Consider the following 23,525-nt stretch of genomic DNA (forward strand, 5'->3'; position numbering starts at 1 on the left):
TGAATTAAATTTTACTCCAGTTTGTTCCTTCTTTACTATCCTTTAACTGGAAGCCTATTTTTTGCAGGCCGTCGCGTATTTTATCAGAGGTAGCATAATCCTGGTTAGCCTTGGCTTCGTTGCGCAAGGTAACTATCAGGTTCAACACTTTGGGAAGATCGTCATTTGCGGCTTGCTCATCCTTCAATCCCAAAACATCAAACACAAAAGTGGCGATGATGTTTTTTAAAATTTCTAAATTAGCTGCATCTATCTTCAATTTACCATCGTTTACCGAATTAATGATGCGTGCCGCTTCAAACAATTCGGCTATTAAAACCGGGCTGTTAAAATCATCATTCATGGCATCGTAGCAACGTTGCTGCAAGGCCGCCGCATCAACATCTGTAGTGGCAGATGTCTTCAAGCCATCCAATAACGCAACAGCGTTCATCAGGCGTTTAAAGCCCTTGTCAGACGCTTCCATAGCTTCGTTTCCAAAATCAAGCGTGCTGCGGTAATGTGCCTGCAGCATAAAGAAACGCACGGTCATCGGGCTATAGCCCCTATCTAATATGGAATGCTCGCCGGTAAACAGTTCGTACGGCAAAAAGCTATTGCCTAATGATTTTGACATTTTTTGCCCGTTTACCGTAAGCATATTGGTGTGGATCCAGTAAGTAGCCGGATTTTTACCGCAGCTGGCCACGTTTTGCGCAATTTCATTAGTATGGTGCGTAGGCATCAAATCAATACCGCCGCCATGGATATCAAACTGGTCGCCCAGGTATTTATGGCTCATGGCAGAGCACTCCAGGTGCCAGCCCGGGAAACCAACGCCCCATGGCGAGGGCCATTTCATTAAATGCTCGGGCTTCGCTTTTATCCACAAGGCAAAATCAAGCGGGCCGCGTTTGTCGTTCTGTCCGCCTAATGTACGGGTATTTACCAGCAGGTCTTCTAAATTACGGCCGTTGAGTATGCCGTAGTCCTGGGTTTTATTATATTTTTCCACATCGAAATAGATAGAGCCATTTACCTCATAGGCATAGCCTTTTTCCAGTATCAGCTTAACCAGTTCAATCTGCTCACTAATATGGCCGGTAGCTGTGGGCTCTATGCTTGGCGGCAGGGTATTAAATATCGCCATCACGTCATGAAACCCAACCGAATATTTCTGTACAATTTCCATTGGCTCCAGCTGTGTCAGCTTCGCCTTTTTAGAGATCTTATCTTCGCCCTCGTCGCCGGCATCGCCCTCTAAGTGGCCCGCATCAGTAATATTACGCACATAGCGTACCTTATAGCCAAGCAGCATAAGGTACCTGAATATCAGATCGAACGAGATATAGGTACGACAGTTGCCTAAATGTACATCACTATAAACAGTAGGGCCGCATACATACATACCCACATGCGGGGCATTAAGCGGCTTAAATTCTTCTTTTTTACGTGTTAATGTATTGTAAACAAATAAATTTTGTTCCATGGGGGCAAACTTACGATTTTTAGGTTTTAGTTGAGCGGTTGGATTGAGTTGATTCCGTAAGTGGTTTTATTTTACATTAGTATAACTTAATCAACTATTCACCTAATAAACTACTCACCTATTTTAACACCAGGTCAGCAATTACCGGGTAATGATCTGATAATTTTTTCTCGGCTATGGTATAGCTGGCAACGTTAAATTGCGGCGACACCAGTATATAGTCTATCTGGTAATTCGGGAAATCGCCGTTATAGGTACGGCCCAGGCCAAATCCTTTTTCAACAAAGCTGTTTTTAAGCCCCTTTGCCATTTGGTTTACCGCGTATGATGATGGCGTATCATTAAAATCGCCGGATATAATGTATGGGTACGGGCATTGCCTGGCGTGGGCTCTTATCAAAGCTACCTGTTCGCTGCGTTTCATAAATGCTCTTTTTAATTTGCCGCCTAAGCGTTTGGTCGAGCTAAGATCGGGTTTGCCTTTTTGGGTTACGGTATCTATGTACTTATAGTCGGCCGGTTCAAACTGGATGGATTGCAGGTGTACGCTATAAACCCTGAAAATATGATCGTTTTGTTTGATATCAGCATATAAACATTGGTTCCCGCTGTATAGTGGCGATAGCTGTATAAGGCCCTTTGCAATAATGGGGAATTTTGAAAAAATAGCTATACCAAGTTTTTCGTCTTCACTCCCACTAAAATTTTCAAAATAATAATTAGCCGACCCAATGATTTTTTTCATAGAATCAACCATAGCATACTGGCCCCGTTTGCGGGTATAAAACTCCTGCATACCAATAACATCAGGTTGTTGATTGGTTATGAGTTCTAAAATTTCATGCTTGGTAGATATATCTTTTCCTGAGCCATATTTTTTAAAATCGTGCACGTTGTAGGTCATCATCCTAACGGCGTTACCGGCATCTGGCTTAGCTATATTACTATTGCCGGGATGCAGCCCGATATTTTTTTCTAAAATGCCAAAACCGCAAAGTATACCCAATACGGATATCAGTACCAACCAGTTTTTGCGTAACAGCCAATAGGCAATCATTATTAGGTTAACCAATAATAACGGCGGGTAAGCCAGCCCGAAGAACGCGATGACCCATGTTGTTTTAGGATCGGTTACGGGGGCAAGGTAACTTACCAGCAAAGCCAGGCATAAACCGCAGTTTATCCATAAAAACACTTTATCGAAAAAAGGCAATTTTTGCTTTTTCTTCATTTTTTGCTGGCGCGAAATAAAGTTTCTTTTTCCTGCTTGCTCAGGTTATCATATCCCGTTTTTGATATTTTATCCAATATCAGGTCAATCTCATCCTGCCGCGGCACACCCGAAGGCGAACTTTTGTCGCGGTTGGTCGAGGCTACTTTTAGTTTAGATTTTTTCTTAAACAGTTTGGCTATCCCGCCCATCATATCACGCCCCTGTTGCACCTGTTTAACGTATATAAACCCAAACAGCGCGCCGCCTAAGTGCGCTATTTCGCCACCGGCATTGGGGCCTAATATGCCTAAAAAATCAATCACCAGGTAAAATATAACCAGCCATTTTAACCGCACAGGGCCTATAAACATTAAGGATATGGTATAATTTGGCGCTATGGTAGCCGCGCCAACAATTACCGCCATAACCGCTGCCGATGCGCCCACCACCGAGCTGTTTAACAGTAACCCACTTTGCGTAAACGCCGGGAAAACATTATAACTGATCAGGAACAACGCGGCGCCGGCCAGCCCGCCTAATAAATATAAGCCTAATGTGCGTTTGGTGCCTAAATACTCTTCAAATATCTGCCCCAGCCAGTAAAGCCAAAGCATGTTAAATAATATATGGAAGATACCCGCATGCAAAAACATATAAGTAAACGGTGTCCAGAAACGTACGGCCAGTTTGGGCAGATAAGCTGGCATGTATAAATATTCGCGGGTAAGGTCGTCAACTATGGTCGTTCGGAATACTAACCGCTCAAATATGGATAACACGCCAATCACCAAAAAAACAATAACATTAATGCCGATAAGCACGTATAGTTTACTACCCGACCGGAACACTTTGTTATTTATTTCTTGCCACAACGTCATGATCTGTTAATACTTAAAATTGAAAGTCTTTGGGGCCCTGCAAGCGCCAGGCTTTTACTAAAATAAATCCTATTAACGCTCCGCCCAAATGCGCAAAGTGGGCAACATCATCACCCGCGAACCGGGTTACACCTAATGATAGCTCCAACAATACATACACCGGCATAATGTACTTTGCTTTTACCGGTACCGGTATAAACATGATCATTAATTCTGCATTGGGGTACATCATACCAAAGGCTATTAATAAGCCAAATATGGCCCCCGATGCACCTACCATTGATGACATATAAATGCCAGCTAATTTTTTAGCGTCTTCTAAAGGAATACTGTTTAAGGTAGCATTAATATCAGGCGTTGTAAATGTGCCTATTATGCCGTGAACCTCAATAGCCTGCACTATTAACTGTAAGGCTATACCCCCAAGCCCGCAAATAAAATAAAACAACACAAACTTTTGCGAACCCATTGAATACTCTAACACGGCGCCAAACGAGTATAAGGCAAACATGTTAAAAATAATGTGCATCCAGCCGCCATGAAAAAACATGTAGGTAATAGGCTGCCATGGTTTGAACAAAGGCGAATCAAAGTAATGTGCCGAAGCGAGATTATAAATTTGATTTACCATCGCCTCATTAAACAGCAAATAAGGCAAAAAGCATATAACATTTATGATCAGCAGGTTTTTTACTACCGGTGAAAGGTTTGCGAAAGGTGATTGCATATTCTATATATCGTATCGGTTATTTTTCAAACCGTTCTATTAATTCATTTAGTGTAAAGGTACTAATTACAGGCTTGCCATTTAGCGCAACATTTGGCATTTGACAGGCAAAAAGTTGATCAGTTAGCTGGTTCATTTCTTCGGCCGATAATTTGGTGCCCGCTTTAATGGCCGCGTTACGTGCCAATGACCGGGCCAGGTTATCGCGCTTATCCAGTTTTAGTATCGAAAGGTTATTTTTAAAGCCTTCCAGCAAACGCTCTAATAACTCGTGTTCGCCAACATTGTTCAGGTCGGCCGGGATACCTTCTACAACCACGGTGTTTTTACCAAACTCGCGAATATCAAAACCCAGCGCGCGGATATCGGGCATCAACTCTTTCAATAACTCAAAATCGGCCCCGTTTAGTGTAAGCGATTGCGGGAATAAACTTTGCTGGCTAACGCCTGAATGATTTTGCAATTGCTGCAAAAAACGCTCGTACAAAATCCGCTCGTGCGCGGCTTGCTGATTAATCAGCATAAAACCCGACTTGATCTGCGACATGATAAACCGGTTATGGATCTGGAAAAACTGCCTGTCGGTTGATTTGACAATTTCCTGGTCATTCACAGCTACGGTTTCTTCCGTATGGATCTCGTGCTGTGTATTCGTATCTTTTTTGCTGATCTCGTACAATGTATCCCAGTTATTTGGGATAGGGTTGATCCTGTTAGGGTTGCTGCGACTGCCGCCCGTATCGCGCAAAAATGGTAACTCCCGTTCGGTTTTGGTAAACGGGTTAAAATCGGGGTTAAAAGCAATAACCGGGGCTATGATCTCCTCGAAAGGTTTTGGGGTGATCAGGTGCTCAATGCTGTTCTCCTGGTCGAAATCCAAACTTGGGGTAATATTATATCGCCCTAACGACCGTTTTACCGCAGAGCGGATGATGGCGTAGATGGCTTTCTCGTCCTGATACTTGATCTCTGTTTTTGTGGGATGTACGTTGATATCAATTTTTGAAGGATCGATATCTATAAACAACACATACAGCGGATAGGTATCATCTGGCAACAGCTCTTCGAAAGCCGTCAGCACCGCATGGTTTAAATACGGGTCCTTTATAAAACGGTTGTTTACAAAAAAGAATTGCTCGCCACGGGTGCGCTTGGCAAACTCGGGCTTGCCCACAAAACCACGCAGATTAATAATAGTGGTATCTTCCTCAACCGGTACCAGGCGCTGGTTATAATTGTTACCAAAAAGGTGGATAACCCGTTGCTTTAACGTAGTGGCCGGTAAATGGTAAACCTCCTGCCCGTCATGATGCAGCGTAAAGAATACTTCGGGATGCGCTAACGCGACGCGCTGAAATTCGTCAATAATATGGCGCATCTCCACCGGGTTGCTTTTTAAAAAGTTACGGCGCGCCGGAATATTGTAAAATAAATTCTTTACGCAGATAGAAGTACCGGCAACAGCCGCACACGCCCCCTGCTTAATAACTTCTGACGCTTCAATAAAGATCTGTGTACCCAGCTCATCCTCGTGGCGGCGGGTTTTTAGCTCCACCTGCGCAATAGCGGCGATAGATGCCATAGCCTCGCCCCTGAAACCCATGGTGCGGATGGCAAAAAGGTCCTCGGCTTTCTTAATTTTTGATGTGGCGTGGCGCTCAAAGCTCATGCGCGCGTCGGTGCCGCTCATGCCGCAGCCGTTATCAATAACTTGTATTAATGATTTGCCGGCATCCTTCACAATTAATTGAATCTTGTCCGCCCCGGCATCAATAGCATTCTCTATCAGTTCTTTTACCGCAGATGCCGGCCGTTGCACCACCTCGCCCGCGGCGATCTGGTTAGCGACTGAGTCTGGTAAAAGCTGAATTATGTCTGACATTTATAAAATTCCCCTTCAATTACGTTTTCGGTGCTAAATTAATTATTTGATGCCATAACTTTATCATTTGATAGTTGTATATACTGTTAAGTGCAATATATTTACATCCTTACATCAACTGTATGAAAAAACTATGGCCCATCCTGCTGCTTTTTGTTGCAGCCTGCAAGCAAAAAGAGTACAATGCCGACCTGTTGGTTAAAAACGCGGTGGTGTATACGGTTGACAGCACCTTTACTACCGCCAATGCGTTTGTGGTAAGCGGCGGCAAGATTATATCAGTTGGCAGTGCCGATACCTTAGAAGAAAAATACCTGGCCCGCGAGGTTATAGACGCAAAGGGCAAAGCCATATATCCCGGTTTTATTGATGCGCATGCTCATTTTTATGAATATGGGCTGGGCCTGCAGCAAGTGCCATTAAAAGCTCTTAAAAGCTGGGCCGAAGTAGTTGATACCGTAAAAGCTTATGCCGACCGTAATACCGACGGCTGGATAATAGGCAATGGCTGGGACCAAAACTTATGGGCCGGCAAAAAATTCCCGGATAAAGCCCTGCTTGACGAGTTTTTCCCGGTGCGCCCGGTTATATTGCACAGGGTTGACGGCCATGCCGTAATTGCCAACCAGGCAGCGCTAAACATAGCAGGCATTAAACCGGGACAAAAAGTTGCCGGCGGCGAAATTGAAACCATAAACGGCAAACTTACCGGCTTATTAATTGATAACGCCATAGGCATTGTTACCCGCAAAATTCCCGACCCAACTGAGCAGCTAACCCAAAACGCGCTTTTAAGCGCGCAAACCAATTGCTTTGCTGTGGGCCTTACTACCGTTGACGATTGCGGCCTGCCCTACACCATGGTAAGCACCATTGCCGAACTGCAGCACAAAGGCGCGCTAAAAATGCGCATGTATGTAATGCTGGCCGACAGGCCCGAAAATTATGAATACTTATTTAAACGCGGCGTATTTAAAACTCCGGGGTTAGACGTACGCTCATTTAAAGTTTATGCCGATGGTGCATTGGGTTCGCGCGGGGCGTGTTTGCTAAAGCCTTATAACGATCAAAAAAACTGGAGCGGCTTTTTACTAAGCAGTCAGAAACATTTTGAAGAAGTTGCCAAAATAATAGCCGAAAAAGGCTTCCAGATGTGCACCCACGCCATTGGCGACTCGGCTAACCGGGTGATATTAAAAATATACGCGGCAGCATTAAAAGGTAAGAACGACCGCAGGTGGCGCATAGAGCATTCGCAGGTGGTAGCGCCTGGTGATGTGGCTTTGTTTGGGCAGAATAATATTATTCCATCAGTACAGCCTACACATGCTACCTCTGATATGTACTGGGCCGGGCAACGCTTAGGTGCCGAAAGGTTAAAATCGGCTTATGCCTATAAAAACCTATTGCAGCAAAACGGCTGGATGCCGCTTGGTACTGATTTCCCGGTCGAGAATATTAGTCCGTTTTATACGTTTTACGCGGCAGTAGTGCGTAAGGACCTGAAAGGGTATCCGGCAAATGGCTTCCAGGTAGAAAATGCTTTAAGCAGGACCGAAGCGCTAAGAGGAATAACCATTTGGGCAGCTAAAGCTAATTTCGAGGAAAAAGAAAAAGGCAGCATTGAGGTGGGCAAGTATGCCGACTTTATAATAACCGACCAGGACCTGATGAAGGCCGATGCAAGTGTATTACCAAATATAAAAGTTTTAAAAACCTACATAAACGGAGAAAAGGTGTATGAGAAAAAATAATAATTGTGTTCTTTTAATTTTATTTGTATTTACTTTATTTAATTCGGCTTGCGCCCAAAACGCCGGGCTTGCTTATCTGAAAGAAGAACGGTTGGCCGAGAAGTCGACCATATTATTGAATAATGATAATTCCCTCATCCCTTTACGTAATGTTGGCAACTTAAAAATTGCCAGCATCCATTTATCAAACCCATTTGCCACAGGGTTTGACAGTTTGTTAAACAAGTATGCAAGGGTAGAATCTTATAGCATGGCGGGTTACGTAGGTAAACGGGCGCTTACACAACTTTCTACCGATCTTAAACCATACAACACAATTATTGTACAGCTTAACGAGGCTGATCTGAATAATACCGAATTAGTAAAATTTATTACAGACAATCAAAAATCCAGGAATGTGGTGATAGCCTATTTTGGCAAAGGTGAAGAGCTGGCTAAACTAACCGATGTTACCGCACCCATAATTTATGCTGATCATGCATCGGCTGTTACCGCTTATTATAGCGCGCAGGCCATATTTGGCGGGGTTGCCATCACCCAAAAACTAACCGGTAGTATTACCCAGAAATACCGTTTTGGCATGGGTTTTTTAACAGAAAAGACCCGCCTGCAATATACCGTACCCGAGGCTGTTGGCATTAACGCTAAAAACCTGCAGGATATAGACAAGATAGCTAAAGAGGCTATGGATGCACACGCTACCCCCGGCTGCGTAGTACTGGTTGCCAAAGAGGGTAAGGTGATATTTAATAAAGCCTACGGTTACCATACCTATGCCGCGGACATGCCTGACAAGATCACCGATATTTTTGATGTGGCATCCATGACCAAGATCTCGGCGACTACCATTACAGCTATGCAGCTCAAGGACGAAGGTAAGCTTAGCGTTGATTCGACCCTGGCTTATTACCTGCCGATGGCCCGCAATACCAATAAAGCTGATATACAGGTTCGTGAGGTATTAATGCACCAGGCCGGGCTGATACCTGATATCCCAACGTTTGATAAAATTAAACCGACCGATCATAGCGCCGACTCATCTGCCGCGTTCCCGGTTAAGGTTAATAAAGGTTATTTTTTGCGGAAGGATTATTATAAAGACATTATGCTGCCGGCTATGTATAACTCTCCGCTTAAAACACGCGGCCAATATGTTTACAGCGATATAAGCATGTTGCTGATGCAGCAAGTGGTTGAAAGTATTATGAAAACGCCGCTTAACCAATACGTGCAGCAGCAATTTTACAACAGGTTGAGCATGCAAACGGCTGGCTTTTTACCGTTATACCGTTTCCCGGAAGCGCAGATCATCCCGTCAGAAGATGATGAGGTTTACCGGAAATCTGAACTAATAGGTTATGTTAACGACCCTACCGCCGCGTTAATGGGCGGTGTAGCGGGCCACGCTGGATTGTTTGCCAGCGCTAATGACCTGGCTATCCTTTATCAAATGCTATTAAACAAGGGCACCTATGGCGGCGATAAATTCATCAAATCCGAAACAGTCGACCTGTTTACGGCCAAGCAATCGGCCATAAGTCGCCGGGGCTACGGCTTTGATCGCTGGGACCCGATAGCCGACAGGAAATACCCATCTGAGCTGGCATCGCCGGATAGTTATGGCCATACCGGCTATACCGGCACCTGTATTTGGGTCGACCCGAAATATAACCTGGTTTATATCTTTTTATCAAACCGCACTTACCCAACTGTTAGCAGTAAACTGGGCAGCTTAAATATAAGGCCAAGGATCCAGGATGTAATTTATAAGGCGATAGCGAAGGGGATGTGATGAATGCGGAGCGCGGAACTTTGAATGCGAAATTATAAATCCCAGTCATTCCGCATTCGGCAATTCGCATTCCGAAATCACAGTACCTGGTTAAACTCCAATCGTTCACCATCCGGCCCGGTAATGTTGAAATACTTGCAACCGTTGTTCCAAAATTGCAGGAACACCGGCCCGGGTTCTATGATGTTAAATCCGCCTGCTTTTACTGTGGCGTAGGCTTCATCAATATCGGCTACGTCAAAAGCTACATGGTCTACATGGCCGTCTTTTCGGGCAGCAATTTCGGGCAATACGCTGTCGGGCATTTGGTATAGCTCCATTATCATGTTATCGCGTTTCATCATTACGCAGGTGCCTTGTTCGGCGTTATAGGTAAACGGCTTTTCCATCGCGTTAGCAAAACCAAGCTTGCTGTAAAATGCTGCCGATGCTTTGATGTCAGTTACAGGTATACCGATATGCTGTATGGCCCTGATGTTTAAATTTATTGCGCTTTCCATAAGTTAAAGATGCGGTTTATTTCGGATGTCGATGTGATTTCTGATTTAAAATCAGGAGTATTTGAAGATTTCAATAGAGGCGTAGCCTCGGTCAATTTTGTAGCAACGGGTTTCAACCCGTTGTATATCTAAACAGAATAAATAAAGTGCCGTAGGCCCGGCCCATATAATATGTGTCGTGCCTACGGCACTCGTGTTTATATTTTTTACCATTCACCGGGTTAAAACCCGGTGCTACAATATAGGTCGAGCCGATGGCTCTTAAGCATTCCACAACTTTATTTAAAATCGCCGGGATCGCAAAAACAAACCGAAATCGCACATCCGAAATCCTACATCATATTAATATTACAAATGAAAAACACTAAATCCATTATTTGCTGTTAAACTTGCATTATATTATCACAACAACATATCCACATCCAGACTAAATGAAAATCGGAATAGTTTGTTACCCAACTTTCGGCGGTAGCGGGGTTGTAGCCACGGAGCTTGGCAAAGCACTTGCTGATAACGGCCACCAAGTACACTTCATAACCTATAACCAACCTGCCCGATTGGATTTCTTTTCGGAAAATCTTTTTTACCACGAGGTATCGGTATCTAAATACCCGTTGTTTGATTATCCGCCCTATGAGTTGGCTTTGGCCAGTCGTATGGTTGATGTGGTACGATTTGAAAAGCTGGATATCCTGCACGTACACTACGCCATTCCGCATGCTTCGGCGGCGTTTATGGCAAAGCAAATCTTACAAACGTATGGGATTTATATCCCTGTTGTTACCACGCTGCACGGTACTGATATTACGCTGGTTGGTAAGGACCGCACCTATAAACCGGTGGTAACTTTTTCTATCAACATGTCCGATGGGGTTACTGCCGTATCAGAAAACTTAAGGAAGGACACTTATGAGTTTTTTGAGATCGAGAACGACATCAAGGTCATCCCCAATTTTATAGACCTGCACCGCTTTAACCTGCAGGCCAAAGATCATTTTAAAAGAGCTATTGCGCCAGAGGGCGAAAAAATCCTGATCCATACTTCCAACTTCCGCAAGGTTAAGCGTACCGAGGACGTGGTAAGGATCTTCGCTAAGATCCTCGAAAAGATCCCATCGAAACTATTAATGGTTGGTGATGGCGGCGAGCGCAGCGATTGCGAGCAATTATGCCGCGATTTGGGCGTAGGTGACGACGTGCGCTTTTTAGGCAAGCAGGATGCTATTGAAGAAATCTTATCGGTATCTGATTTGTTCCTGATGCCGTCACAATCTGAAAGTTTTGGTTTAGCGGCATTAGAAGCTATGGCCTGCAAAGTGCCTGTGGTAAGCTCGAATGCCGGCGGCCTGCCCGAATTAAACATAGACGGTGTAACCGGATTTTTAAAAGACATTGGCGACATACAAGGCATGGCCGACAGCTCTATTTACATTTTAGAGGACGAAGTACGCCTGGCAACCTTTAAAGAAAACGCCCTTGCCCGCGCCAAAGAGTTTGACCTGGCGAAGATCTTACCGATATATGAAAACTATTATATCGAAGTTATTGCCAAAACAAGAACTAAGGCGGCAAGTTGCGCAAAGAAATAACTTCTTACTTTGCGACAGGAAGAATGCCATACCGGAGTTTCATCTAAGCACGATTGCTTATTTTACTACCATATTTAATAATGATATTGAAGCGATTGCCCCGTTAGGGCTACTTGTTTGTAGTAAAATAGATAAAAATAAAAATCGCTCCTTAGGTGCGACCCTGAATTGACAGGCGGCGACTAATTTATTAAGGGTTGCACCTACGGAGCAAAATATCTGATGGATTAATTTCTACAAACAGGTAGCCCCTATGGGGCAAGTTTGTTTAATCACTTTGTCTATAACAACAATTTTTTTTCAATAAACCAACTTATACCCTATCCCCCGCACATTAATGATCTGCACTGATTGATCGGCCGACAGGTGCTTGCGCAGCTTGGTAATAAAAACATCCAGGCTGCGGGCGTTAAAAAAACTATCATTGCCCCAAAGTGTTTGCAGTATAAACGGGCGCTTCACTACCTGCTGGTAATTCTGGCAAAGTATTTTTAAGATCTCGCTTTCGCGGGATGTTAGCTGTGTTATGTTTATGCCCTGTTCGATCAGGTTTTTGCGTGGGTTGAAGATAAATTCGCCAAACTGGAACACTTCGGTCTCACTAATTGGTTTGGCGTTTAATACGCCTTCTTTACTCAATTGCACCTGGATGCGTACGATCAATTCCTCAATGCTGAATGGTTTTTTCAGATAGTCGTTTGCACCTAATTCAAACCCTGCTACCACGTCTTTTGATTGTGATTTAGCGGTTAGGAAGATAATAGGTGTTTGTCTGTCTGTCGCCCGTATTTTTTGGGCTACTTCAAAACCATCCATCAGGGGCATCATTACATCCAGTACCACAATGTCCGGTTTATGTGCCTGGTATTGCTCGAAGGCTACCTTCCCGTTAGGGCATAAAATAACTTTGAAATCGCGCTCTTCCAAACTCTCGCGGATGATATGCGCCAGCGAGGTTTCGTCCTCGGCCAGTAAAACTTTAGTAGTACCCATCTATTTTAAAGGTATGGAAATGATGAACTCCGTTTTGATATTTATTTCACTATTTACGGTTATGGTACCGCCATGCGCTTCAATAACCGATTTGACATAGCTTAAGCCCAGGCCGCTGCCTTTAACATTATGCACATCGCCGGTAGGCACACGATAAAACTTATCAAATACATGTTTAAGCTCTGCTGCTGGGATGCCTATACCATTATCAAGGACAGTAAAGTAAGCAAAGCCCTTGTCCTTCACTCCAATAATCGCTATCTCAACCGACTCCTTGGAATATTTTACCGCATTGTCTACCAGGTTGATCAACACGTTTTTAAAATGCAGTGGATCAGCCTGGATATGTTTTACTTCATCAGCTATATCAACCGTAAACTTAACCGGTTTAACTGATCTGAATTTTTCCATGCCGATGATCTCATCTGTCAATGCAACTATATCTAAATGATGCAGGGAGACTTTTAACTTATTCTTATCGTACACAGAAATATTAAGCAACTTGGTTACCATATCATTTAGTCGGGTAAGTTCGTTTTTGCAGATGTCTAAATAGCGATTGGTTTTTTCTTTATCATCCAGTGCCTTAAAGTTTTGCATCCCCTCTATAGCTGCCGATATGGTGGCGATAGGTGTTTTAAACTCGTGGGTAAGATTGTCGATAAAATCATCTTTAATATCGGCTAATTGTTTTTGCTGTTTAATTATTTTGATGAGGTAGCTGAAGGAGAAGATCAATATTAAAATCAACAAAATACCTATAGCTACCCTGGTCGCCATTTGAGAAATTACCCAATACATTCTATTAGGGAAATACAATGCTACCTTTCGTTTTTGGGGATACCCATGCAATACATTCTGCCTAAAAGGTTGGATAAATACGTCGTGTTTTGGCGAATAGGGCAAATAGGGCAAATTATTCCCAAAGGCTAAAACTAAACCCATCTTGCCAGGATCTGTCACCCTAAAGTGTAGCAAGCCTTCTATAAGATATTTATAAATCTTAGCCGAATCGTCTTTAAATGCCTGGTCGCGGGTCTTACCGACCATTTCCCGGAAAAATTTCTCTTCCTCGTGATAGCCCCAATGAAAAAACTTTTGGAGCGAATCATCAAGTCGCATGTTCTTTTTATTAGTAGCAGCAGTCGTCGATTCAATAAATTTACCAGTACTAAGTATTCCAGGCGACATGATCGAAACCCCATCAGGAGATGAAAGACCCATATGCATATAATACCCGGTTTTTATGTTAGGCCGCGTAAGTGTTGGATGCAAATACTCCAAATCGATATGCAGCGAATCACCACCATTAATGTATTGCATTTTTACTGTATCCACCCATTTTTTTAGGTTAGTAGCAATATAGGTAGAGTCGATCGCTCTTTGCTCGGCCTTTACTTTTGTAAGTGCATCGAATAATGCTACGCTACTTTCACTCATTATAGCTGCCACCTCTGTGTTATTGGTTTTAATCATCCAGTCTACCTGAAAACACATAATACCAAATATGGCCAGCGTGATAGGTATAAGGATAAGGTTTAGTTTTCTTTTCATCGTTTCTGATATTTAAAACGAAGATATACGCCGCATTTATAAAAGCTCTTTCCTGTTAACATACATTAACATTGTTTAATAAAGGATAAGGAAAATGAATGGCAAAAAGTGTTTCACTCAAAGTGTTTCACTTCGATCCTTAAAATCGCGCAAAAATCAAACAAGTAACTTATTATCAATAATTTACCGCCAATCACTTAAACTATTTGTGCTGTTGCAAAGTGTTTCACTTCATTTTAAACAACATGCTTATTTACAGGCCATTACAATAAAAAAGTGTTTCAGGTGTTTCAAAGTGTTTCACTATTTGTGAAACACTTAAAAGGTAATAGGATAAGCCATTTCGGCTTTTGCCTCGCGCATTACAAAGGTGCTTTGCAGCGCGCCCATGGGCACGGTCTCAAACAAATGGTTCATCAGGAACTGGTGGTAGGCATCCAGGTCCTTCACCGCTACCCGCAATATAAAATCATACTGGCCTGACATATGGTAACATTCCATCACCTCGGGCACTTTTATTATCTCGTTCTCAAAATAATTAAGCGTTTCCTTGCTATGGTCGCGCAGCTGTACATGCGTAAAGGCAATGAGGCCGCGATCTATCTTTTTATTATCCAGTACAGCCACGTATTTCTTGATATAGCCCTGCTCCTGCATCCGGCGGATGCGGTCGTTAACGGCGCTGGCGCTTTTGTGCAGCTTCTCGCCAATTTCTTTGTTGGTCATGCGGGCATTGTCCTGCAATATTTGCAGGATCTGCTTATCAACGGTATCTAATTTATTTAACATAAGTAAAGTATTCGGAAAAGGGATAAATAACTATCATCAAACAGGATTAAATCCTGTCTTATATGGTAATAACAGTACAATCTACGGATTATATATTGGTATACTGTTAATTAAACAGCAAATCCTGAAATTTATATAGAATTACGACTTACGGTATCCGCAACAGCTACAAACTAATTGAAATTGCGATTGTTGCCTTAGATACAACCTGTTAAGAGAAGACCTAATGAAATTAGTTACCTATAAAACCGCCACCCGCGAGGGATTGGGCCTGATTGTTAATGACCAGCTTTTTGACCTGAATACCTGTGGGGTGATCCTGCCCGGGTGCATGACCGAATTTTTAAACGGCGGCGAGGTGCTGATGGAGAAAGCCAAACGCATTGAGGAGCAGATCAAAGCCAAACAGATCAATGCGCGGGTGATTGAGCAGTATGAGCTGTTGGCCCCTGTACCTAATCCAACATCCTGCCGGGATGGATATGCTTTCAGGCAGCATGTGGAGTCGGCCCGCCGTAACCGTGGCGCCGATATGATTAAAGAGTTTGACCAGTACCCGATATTTTATTTTACCAACCACAATGCTATCTATGGGCCAGGCGACATCAACTGCATGCCCGACCATTTCAACAAGCTTGATTTCGAGTTGGAAGCAGCTATAGTAATTGGCAAGCCCGGCCGCAACATTAAAGCTGTGGATGCTGATAGTTACATAGCGGGCTACATGATCATGAATGACCTTAGCGCACGCACCCTGCAAATGGAGGAGATGCTGCTCAACCTCGGCCCGGCCAAAGGCAAGGACTTCGCCACCGTAATAGGCCCCTGGCTGGTTACCGCAGATGAGCTGCAACCTTACAAAACGAAACCCAAACCGGGCCATACCGGTGCTGCCTATAATTTAGAAATGACCTGCAAGGTAAACGGTATCGAGGTATCAAAAGGGAATATGGCTGATATGGACTGGACCTTTGCCGAGATCATTGAACGGGCATCGTACGGTGTTGACCTGTATGCCGGCGATGTGATAGGCTCGGGCACGGTTGGTACCGGTTGCTTTTTAGAATTGAACGGAACAGGAATATTAAACGATTATAACTATAAAACCCAATGGCTGCAACCCGGCGATGAGGTAACGATGGAGATAACCGGCTTAGGCACGTTAACCAATACAATGGTAGCCGAGGCGACTGATTGGTCGATACTAAAACAAAAGAAATAACCGATGAAAAGCTTTGAAACAGCAGAGATGAGCACCGGTCAGGTACATAACTACCTGCAGCACGCCATTGCGCCAAGGCCCATCGCGTTCGTATCCACCATTGATAAGAATGGCAAGGTGAACTTAAGTCCGTTTAGCTTTTTTAATTTGTTTAGCGCCAACCCGCCGGTTTGCGTGTTCTCGCCCTCGCGCAGGGTTAGGGACAATACCACCAAGCATACTTTAGAGAACATACAGGAAGTTGCGGAATGCGTCATCAATATCGTTGATCATAACATCGTTTACAAAGTAAACCAGGCCAGCGCCGAGTATCCAAAGGGTGTGAATGAATTTCGCGAATGCGGCTTAACCGAACTGGCATCCATACACGTTAAACCGCCCCGCGTTGCCGAATCGCCGGTGCAACTGGAATGTATCGTTAAACAGATCATCCCATTAGGTGAGGGCCCCGGCGCAGGCAATTTGGTTATAGCTGAAGTAAAAACCATCCATTTCAGGGATGACCTGCTGGATGATAACGGACGCCCAATACAAGAAAACTTTGACCTGGTTGCCCGCCTCGGCGGCGACTGGTATACCCGCGTAACCTCCGAAAGCTTGTTCGCGTTACCTAAACCTATTAATGAACCATTAACCCAATAGATCATGCCAAGCTATCATACCTTAGGAAAGATCCCGCATAAACGGCATACCCAGTTCAGGAAGCCGGATGGTACGCTGTATGCCGAGGAGCTGGTGTCGACAGAAGGCTTCTCAAGCGCTTACTCGCTTATTTATCATGCTTACCCGCCAACCATGGTTAAAGAGCTGGGCGAGCCATATTCTGTAGAGCCTAAAATAGCCCGCGAAAAGCACTTGAAGCATACCAGCCTGATCGGCTTTAACATCGAACCCGAAGACGATTACCTGCAAAGCCGCAAGCCGGTACTGGTAAACAGCGATCTGCATATCTCGCTGGCAGCCCCGCGCAAATCAATGACCGACTATTTTTATAAAAACAGCCAGGCCGATGAGGTGGTGTTTATTCATGAAGGTACCGGTACTCTAAAAACCGGTTTCGGCAATATTAAGTTTGCCTACGGCGATTACCTGGTGATTCCGCGTGGGACGATCCATCAAATGGAGTTTGATACAGAAGCAAACCGACTGTTTATTGTAGAGAGCTTTAGCCCTATCCGTCCGCCAAAAAGGTATTTGAATAGTTATGGCCAATTGATGGAACACGCGCCGTATTGCGAGCGCGATATCCGCCAGCCTGAGAATTTGGAAACGCATGATGAGAAAGGCGATTTTAAGATCCTCATTAAAAAACAGGGTTTGATCTACCCTTACATCTACGGCACGCACCCGTTTGATTTTGTAGGCTGGGATGGCTTTCATTACCCATGGGCATTCTCGATCCATGATTTTGAGCCGATAACCGGTCGCCTGCATCAGCCACCGCCGGTGCATCAAACCTTCGAGGGGCATAACTTCGTGATCTGTTCGTTTGTGCCGCGCAAGTTTGATTATCACCCGTTGTCTATCCCGGCACCATACAACCATAGTAATGTAGATAGCGACGAGGTGCTATACTATGTCGACGGCGATTTTATGAGCCGTAAAAGTGTAGTGAAAGGACAGATCACCCTGCATCCCGGCGGCATACCGCATGGCCCGGCACCGGGTTCGGTTGAGAAATCTATCGGCAAAGAGTCGACAGATGAGCTGGCCGTAATGATAGACCCGTTCAGGCCATTAATGCTGACGGAATACGCGATAGAAATTGAGGATGAGAATTATTATAAGAGTTGGATAAGCTAAGGCCAGCCCCACCCAAACCCTCCCCTGAAGGGAGGGCTTTAAAAAAACACCATGACAACACAAACAATCGAAAATAAAAAGGTCTCCCCTGCCGGGGGAGATTTAGAGGGGGCGACAGATTTTCTGCCCCTTAACGGCACCGATTACGTAGAGTTTTACGTAGGCAACGCCAAGCAGGCAGCGCATTATTATAAAACGGCTTTCGGGTTCCAGGACCTGGCTTATGCCGGCCCGGAGACGGGCGTGCGCGACCGTGCATCGTACGTTTTGCAGCAGGGTAAGATCAGGATTGTTTTGACAACACCCCTGCATTCAGATCACCCTATATCAGACCATATTAAAAAACACGGCGATGGTGTAAAGGTGCTGGCCCTTTGGGTTGATGATGCCTACGACGCTTTTAAGCAAACTACCAGCCGTGGCGCTGTGCCATACCAGCAACCGCAAACTATTACCGATGAATTTGGCGAGGTGCGCACCAGCGGCATTAAATTATATGGCGAAACGGTGCATTTATTCATCGAGCGCAAAAACTATAAAGGGTTGTTCCTGCCGGGATATAAAGCACATCAAACCAATTACCAGCCAAGCGATACCGGATTGCTCTATGTAGACCACTGCGTAGGTAACGTAGGCTGGCATAAAATGAACGAGTGGGTTAGTTTTTATGAGGACACCATGGGCTTCAAAAACATCCTGACGTTTGATGATAAAATGATCTCGACCGAATATTCGGCTTTAATGAGTAAGGTGATGAGTAATGGCAACGGCTATGTAAAGTTCCCGATAAACGAACCGGCCGAGGGTAAAAAGAAATCGCAGATAGAAGAATACCTGGAGTTTTATGAAGACGAAGGTGTACAGCACCTTGCATTAGCGACGCATGATATCGTTAAAACCGTTACCGAGCTGCAAAGCCGGGGGGTTGAATTTTTAACCGTACCAACATCATATTATAAAGAGCTAACCGCCCGTGTAGGCCATATTGATGAAGATTTAGGTCCGCTGGAAAAGCTGGGCATTTTAGTTGATCGCGACGACGAGGGTTACCTGTTGCAGATCTTCACCAAACCGGTTGAGGACAGGCCGACCTTGTTTTTCGAGATCATCCAGCGTAAAGGTGCCAAATCATTTGGAGCAGGTAATTTTAAAGCGCTGTTTGAAGCAATTGAGCGTGAACAGGAATTAAGAGGGAACTTATAGGCCTCACCCAACCCTCTCCAAAGGAGAGGGCTTTAATGAACGGTTTGAAAAAATAAAAATAGTCCCGCGCCAGCACCCTCTCCTTTGGAGAGGGCCGGGGTGAGGCTACGACACCAAACTTATATGGACTTCGAAGATTTTAATAATCCCCAGGTAAAAGCATTACCCAAGCATCTGCGGCAATATATTGTACCGCAGCACTACGAGCATTATACGCCCATAGATCAGGCTATATGGCGGTATGTGATGCGGCAAAATTACAACTATTTAAAGGATGTGGCTTATTATCCCTATATCCCCGGGTTAGAAAAGGCGGGCCTGACCATTGAACATATCCCTAACCTGCAGGAGATGAATGACGCGCTGGCCAAAATTGGCTGGGGCGCGGTTACGGTCGACGGGTTTATTCCGCCGGCGGCGTTTATGGAGTATCAGGCTTATAAGGTGTTGGTTATCGCTGCGGATATTCGCCAGTTAAAACATATTGAGTACACGCCTGCGCCGGATATTATCCATGAGTCGGCGGGCCACGCGCCTATTATTGCCGATCCGGATTATCACCAGTACCTGAGTTATTTTGGGTCGATAGGCGCAAAGGCGATGTTTTCGGCACAAGACTATGAATTGTATGAGGCCATTCGCGCCTTATCCATTCTGAAAGAAATGCCCGATGCTGATCCTTGCGAGTTAAAAGCCGCGCAGAACCAGGTAGCTTATTGCCAGCAAAACATGGGCGAACCATCTGAAATGGCGCTGCTTAGCCGCCTGCATTGGTGGACGGTAGAATATGGTTTGATCGGTAATCTGGAGAACCCTAAAATTTATGGTGCGGGGCTATTATCATCTATTGGTGAAAGCGCGACCTGTATGCAGCCTGACGTTAAAAAACTATGGTATAACCAATACGCGGTAAACTACCCGTATGATATTACCCAACCGCAACAGCAACTATTTGTTACCGAAACGTTTCAGAACCTGATAGATGTATTGGAGCAGTTTGCCAATAAAATGGCTTTTAGAGTAGGCGGCGTCTATGGCCTACGCAAAGCTTTGGAAAGCAATAACACCTGCACAGTTGTGTATAGCTCGGGTCTGCAGGTATCGGGCACATTGACTGATTTTATCCAGCACAACGGCAAACCTGCCTTTATAAGGCTTACCGGTCCGGCTGCATTAGCCGTCGATGGTAAACAGTTACATGGGCATGCGAAGGATTATCATAAAGACGGTTTCAGCTCGCCTGTGGGGCAGTTCAAGGCTGATAGCGAATTAATTATAGGCAACCCGGTACAATTAGATTTTGAAAGCGGCATTACCGTACAAGGAACCATAAAAAATAGCACGCCGCAGATCATCACTTTTGAAAACTGCACGGTAACCTCGGCCGGTGGCGAGATTTTATTCGACCCGGCATGGGGTATTTATGACATGGCTTTGGGCTATGATATCGTTTCTGTTTTTAGCGGCGCTGCTGATAAAAACACTTTCGAAGAGCTTGCTTATCACCCAAAAACTACCACTTATCACCCAACATATACCCAAAAACAACAAGATTTGCACCGGTTTTACCAACGTGTGCGCAACTGTCGTGAAGATACTGTGGGGCATGAACGGCTGGCTTATATCTGGGAACAATTACAAACGGATTTCCCCGACGATTGGTTATGCGCGCTGGAAATTTTAGAGATCCTGGATCGCGAAAAACAGGAGCCTGAAGTGGCGACAGCCATCACCCAATTTTTAGAGGATAAAGCCGATAAACAACCCGGGCTTAAAAAACTGATCGGCGATGGGTTTTATTTGATCAAACACCCGGTAGAGCAATCGGCGTAAACAATAATTCTGTAAGTTTGGGCTTACGCCTATATATGTTTAAAAATATTTTAAGCGCCTTTGGTATCGATGCTGATCTTTCGGCTGTTGTACCTTTTGGCTCGGGCCTGATCAATGGCACCTGGAAAGTAACGGTCAGCGATGACGCTTATATTTTACAACGCATCAACACCAACATCTTTAAATCGCCGCAGGCTATTGCCGATAATTTGGTTAGCCTGCAAACCTATTTAACGCAAGCAGCCCCGGACTATATTTTTGCCGCACCGCTACCAACACTTAGCGGCGACTACCTGGTGATTGATGATAACCAATATTATCGCCTACTGCCTTTCATTAAAAACTCGCATACGGTTGATGTGGTGTCTGAGCCTGCGCAGGCTTTCGAGGCGGCAAAGCAGTTTGGCAAGTTTTCGCGCCTGCTGAATGACTTTGATGCGGATAGCCTGAAATATACCTTACCTGATTTTCATAATTTGAGCCTACGTGTCAATCAATTTAAATCAGCCTTAAAAAACGCGACTGCTGATAGATTGGATAAAGCGGCCATTGAGATCAAAGAGATAGAGAAGCATGAAGATATTGCCGATATCTACCGCCAATTGGTTGAGGAAAAAACAATCCCGCTACGCGTTATCCATCATGACACCAAGATCAACAATGTACTGTTTGATGCTGATGATAAGGGATTAGGTGTGATAGACCTTGATACCGTTATGCCCGGCTATTTTATAAGCGACGTGGGCGATATGATGCGTACTTACCTATCCCCTGCCAACGAAGAGGAAAAGGACCTGGATAAAGTTTTTATACTGGAAGATAACTTCGCCGCTATTTACAAAGGCTATATGGCTGAGATGGGCGAAGTGCTGACATCCGCAGAAAAAGATTTGTTCTTCTATTCTGGCAAGTTTATGATCTACATGCAGGCGGTTCGTTTTTTAGCTGACTACTTAAATGGTGATATTTATTACCATACCACTTATGCCGGGCAGAATTTAGTGCGCGCGCAAAACCAGCTGAGCCTGTTAAACAAATATATTGCCGCCCAAACCCGGTTAGAAGAATAGGCTACCTTGTTACAAATAGCTTAGCCACCATTGGGTATGTGTCTTTTTGTATTTGGCAAACCAGCGACATGGGAAGTATAAAATAAATATCGCTAAAAACCATACGCCGTAAACACCTGCTAAGCTTAACCCAAAGCCCTGCGGCTCGAACAGGAACGGCGCACCTGTAGGCAATATTTGGCTGGTTTTAAAGCCCATCGCAAAAAACAGGATAATATGTATAGTTTGGATCAAATACCAATGGCATACATAGTAAAAGAATGGCACATTGCCATAGGTTACCATAATTGCGGTGAATTTATTTTTAACCCCTTCTAATACTGAAAGCAATATAAGCGCTGTGCCTAAAGTCATGCCCAGGTATAATAACGAGCATGGATATTTGGTAACATTAAAAAATGATATGATGCTTAATGCCGTAGTTTTTTGAACCGACCATGGCGAAGGATCGCCATAAACATTAAAGTACCTGAATACCACAAACAGGGCCAATAAGCCCAGCCCGGTATACAATAAAGTTTTACGGCGCTTTGCCGCATTGTAGGTGCTCTTGTATAATGTGCCAAACACATAGCCCAGCAACATTACGCCGGTCCACGGTAAAAGCGCATAGGCTATTAATATAAAATGCTGGTGGCCCACGTTAACAATACCATTGCCCCCGAAACCGCCTGCCGATAAAAATAATGTCCACGGGATAGTCTTACCTATGGGCCCTACATTAACAACATCCAATATATTGTGCCCGAAGAATATGACAGCGCCTATTATCCCGATAACTATTAACGATGCTCTTAGCCTAACCAGCAAAGCCAATAAGATCATGCTGCCGCCAATGGCCCATATTACCTGTAATATCAATACGCTGAATATCGGGTTGAGTGTAATGCCAAAGCTTATAAAAATCAGTTCCACCACAATCAGCCATAAACCTCGTTTAAACAAAAATGTGCATAGTTGCGTGGGTGTACGGCGCGTGCCTGCTATGTTGGCCGATACCCCGCTCAGGAAAACAAAGGTTGGCGCACAAAAATGCGTTATCCACCGAGTGAAAAACAAAAACGGATAAGTAACCGCCAAGTCGGTAGGCTCGGGCGCACCGTGAAAAATATCGCGGGTATGGTCAATCGCCATAATGAGCATTACCAGCCCACGTACAATATCAATTGATTCTATCCTGTATTTTGTTGAAGCGGCAGTTGTTGTCATGGCTTAACGTATTGATTTATAATTGTGATGCACGAATATAATAAAA

19 protein-coding genes are annotated in these 23,525 nt (G+C 44.4%); 9 read left to right on the top strand and 10 right to left on the bottom strand.

The genetic code is table 11. The annotated features are described in order from the left end of the window. Window positions 1-4: 4 nt before the first annotated feature. The 5 genes from cysS to mutL all read right to left on the bottom strand — a co-directional run bounded on the left by cysS (window position 5) and on the right by mutL (window position 6,168). Window positions 5-1,468 (bottom strand): cysteine--tRNA ligase, encoded by a 1,464-nt coding sequence (cysS, locus tag ABIB50_RS09075; protein WP_429379120.1) that lies wholly within the window; start codon window positions 1,466-1,468, stop codon window positions 5-7. A 118-nt stretch (window positions 1,469-1,586) separates the two neighbouring features. Further along, window positions 1,587-2,699 carry an endonuclease/exonuclease/phosphatase family protein gene (locus ABIB50_RS09080; protein ID WP_429379122.1) on the bottom strand — a complete coding sequence of 371 codons (1,113 nt, stop codon included), beginning with the start codon at window positions 2,697-2,699 and terminating at the stop codon, window positions 1,587-1,589. Beyond that, window positions 2,696-3,559 carry a rhomboid family intramembrane serine protease gene (locus ABIB50_RS09085; protein ID WP_429379124.1) on the bottom strand — a complete coding sequence of 288 codons (864 nt, stop codon included), beginning with the start codon at window positions 3,557-3,559 and terminating at the stop codon, window positions 2,696-2,698. The genes ABIB50_RS09080 and ABIB50_RS09085 overlap by 4 nt, the downstream gene beginning before the upstream one ends. Window positions 3,560-3,572: 13 nt before the next feature. Beyond that, window positions 3,573-4,286 (bottom strand): rhomboid family intramembrane serine protease, encoded by a 714-nt coding sequence (locus ABIB50_RS09090; RefSeq protein ID WP_429379126.1) that lies wholly within the window; start codon window positions 4,284-4,286, stop codon window positions 3,573-3,575. Window positions 4,287-4,305: 19 nt separating this feature from the next. Next, window positions 4,306-6,168 (bottom strand): DNA mismatch repair endonuclease MutL, encoded by a 1,863-nt coding sequence (gene mutL / locus ABIB50_RS09095; RefSeq protein WP_429379128.1) that lies wholly within the window; start codon window positions 6,166-6,168, stop codon window positions 4,306-4,308. Between the two features lie 122 nt (window positions 6,169-6,290). Between mutL and ABIB50_RS09100 the strand changes: the two genes are divergently transcribed. Next, a complete protein-coding gene (locus ABIB50_RS09100) occupies window positions 6,291-7,922 on the top strand; it encodes an amidohydrolase (protein WP_429379130.1) in 1,632 nt (543 codons plus the stop codon). Next, the gene (locus ABIB50_RS09105; RefSeq protein ID WP_429379132.1) at window positions 7,909-9,714 is read left to right on the top strand and encodes a serine hydrolase domain-containing protein; all 1,806 of its coding nucleotides are present in this window, start codon (window positions 7,909-7,911) and stop codon (window positions 9,712-9,714) included. The genes ABIB50_RS09100 and ABIB50_RS09105 overlap by 14 nt, the downstream gene beginning before the upstream one ends. Window positions 9,715-9,791: 77 nt before the next feature. Here the strand turns inward: ABIB50_RS09105 and ABIB50_RS09110 are convergent, their stop codons facing one another. Further along, window positions 9,792-10,214, bottom strand: a complete 423-nt coding sequence (locus tag ABIB50_RS09110; protein ID WP_429379134.1) for a VOC family protein — start codon at window positions 10,212-10,214, stop codon at window positions 9,792-9,794. Window positions 10,215-10,645: 431 nt separating this feature from the next. On the opposite strand from ABIB50_RS09110, the gene bshA reads away from it, so the two are divergent. Continuing rightward, a complete protein-coding gene (bshA, locus tag ABIB50_RS09115; protein WP_429379136.1) occupies window positions 10,646-11,803 on the top strand; it encodes an N-acetyl-alpha-D-glucosaminyl L-malate synthase BshA in 1,158 nt (385 codons plus the stop codon). Between the two features lie 300 nt (window positions 11,804-12,103). Here bshA and ABIB50_RS09120 read toward each other — a convergent pair whose 3' ends face one another. The 3 genes from ABIB50_RS09120 to ABIB50_RS09130 form a co-directional block, all read right to left on the bottom strand. Continuing rightward, on the bottom strand, window positions 12,104-12,796 hold the full coding sequence (locus tag ABIB50_RS09120; RefSeq protein ID WP_429379138.1) for a response regulator transcription factor: 693 nt from the start codon (window positions 12,794-12,796) through the stop codon (window positions 12,104-12,106). Then, entirely contained in the window at window positions 12,797-14,350 is a 1,554-nt protein-coding gene (locus tag ABIB50_RS09125; RefSeq protein ID WP_429379140.1) for a sensor histidine kinase, read from the bottom strand. It abuts the gene before it with no gap. Between the two features lie 318 nt (window positions 14,351-14,668). Beyond that, on the bottom strand, window positions 14,669-15,139 hold the full coding sequence (locus ABIB50_RS09130; protein WP_429379142.1) for an Lrp/AsnC family transcriptional regulator: 471 nt from the start codon (window positions 15,137-15,139) through the stop codon (window positions 14,669-14,671). A 226-nt stretch (window positions 15,140-15,365) separates the two neighbouring features. Between ABIB50_RS09130 and ABIB50_RS09135 the strand changes: the two genes are divergently transcribed. The 6 genes from ABIB50_RS09135 (at window position 15,366) to ABIB50_RS09160 (ending at window position 22,270) form a co-directional block, all read left to right on the top strand. After that, window positions 15,366-16,361 (top strand): fumarylacetoacetate hydrolase family protein, encoded by a 996-nt coding sequence (locus ABIB50_RS09135; RefSeq protein ID WP_429379144.1) that lies wholly within the window; start codon window positions 15,366-15,368, stop codon window positions 16,359-16,361. 3 nt (window positions 16,362-16,364) lie between these two features. Further along, window positions 16,365-17,003, top strand: a complete 639-nt coding sequence (locus tag ABIB50_RS09140) for a flavin reductase family protein (protein WP_429379146.1) — start codon at window positions 16,365-16,367, stop codon at window positions 17,001-17,003. A gap of 3 nt (window positions 17,004-17,006) precedes the next feature. Continuing rightward, window positions 17,007-18,164 (top strand): homogentisate 1,2-dioxygenase, encoded by a 1,158-nt coding sequence (locus tag ABIB50_RS09145; protein ID WP_429379148.1) that lies wholly within the window; start codon window positions 17,007-17,009, stop codon window positions 18,162-18,164. Window positions 18,165-18,215: 51 nt separating this feature from the next. After that, complete coding sequence (hppD, locus tag ABIB50_RS09150) at window positions 18,216-19,367, top strand: 4-hydroxyphenylpyruvate dioxygenase (protein ID WP_429379150.1); 1,152 nt, start codon at window positions 18,216-18,218, stop codon at window positions 19,365-19,367. A 123-nt stretch (window positions 19,368-19,490) separates the two neighbouring features. Next, the gene (locus ABIB50_RS09155) at window positions 19,491-21,200 is read left to right on the top strand and encodes an aromatic amino acid hydroxylase (protein ID WP_429379152.1); all 1,710 of its coding nucleotides are present in this window, start codon (window positions 19,491-19,493) and stop codon (window positions 21,198-21,200) included. A gap of 35 nt (window positions 21,201-21,235) precedes the next feature. After that, complete coding sequence (locus ABIB50_RS09160) at window positions 21,236-22,270, top strand: phosphotransferase enzyme family protein (protein ID WP_429379154.1); 1,035 nt, start codon at window positions 21,236-21,238, stop codon at window positions 22,268-22,270. A 9-nt stretch (window positions 22,271-22,279) separates the two neighbouring features. Here the strand turns inward: ABIB50_RS09160 and ABIB50_RS09165 are convergent, their stop codons facing one another. Beyond that, the gene (locus tag ABIB50_RS09165; protein ID WP_429379156.1) at window positions 22,280-23,479 is read right to left on the bottom strand and encodes a DUF1624 domain-containing protein; all 1,200 of its coding nucleotides are present in this window, start codon (window positions 23,477-23,479) and stop codon (window positions 22,280-22,282) included. Window positions 23,480-23,525 lie beyond the last annotated feature (46 nt).

It is taken from the genome of Mucilaginibacter sp. UYCu711 (assembly GCF_050433825.1).
Taxonomy (GTDB): domain Bacteria; phylum Bacteroidota; class Bacteroidia; order Sphingobacteriales; family Sphingobacteriaceae; genus Mucilaginibacter.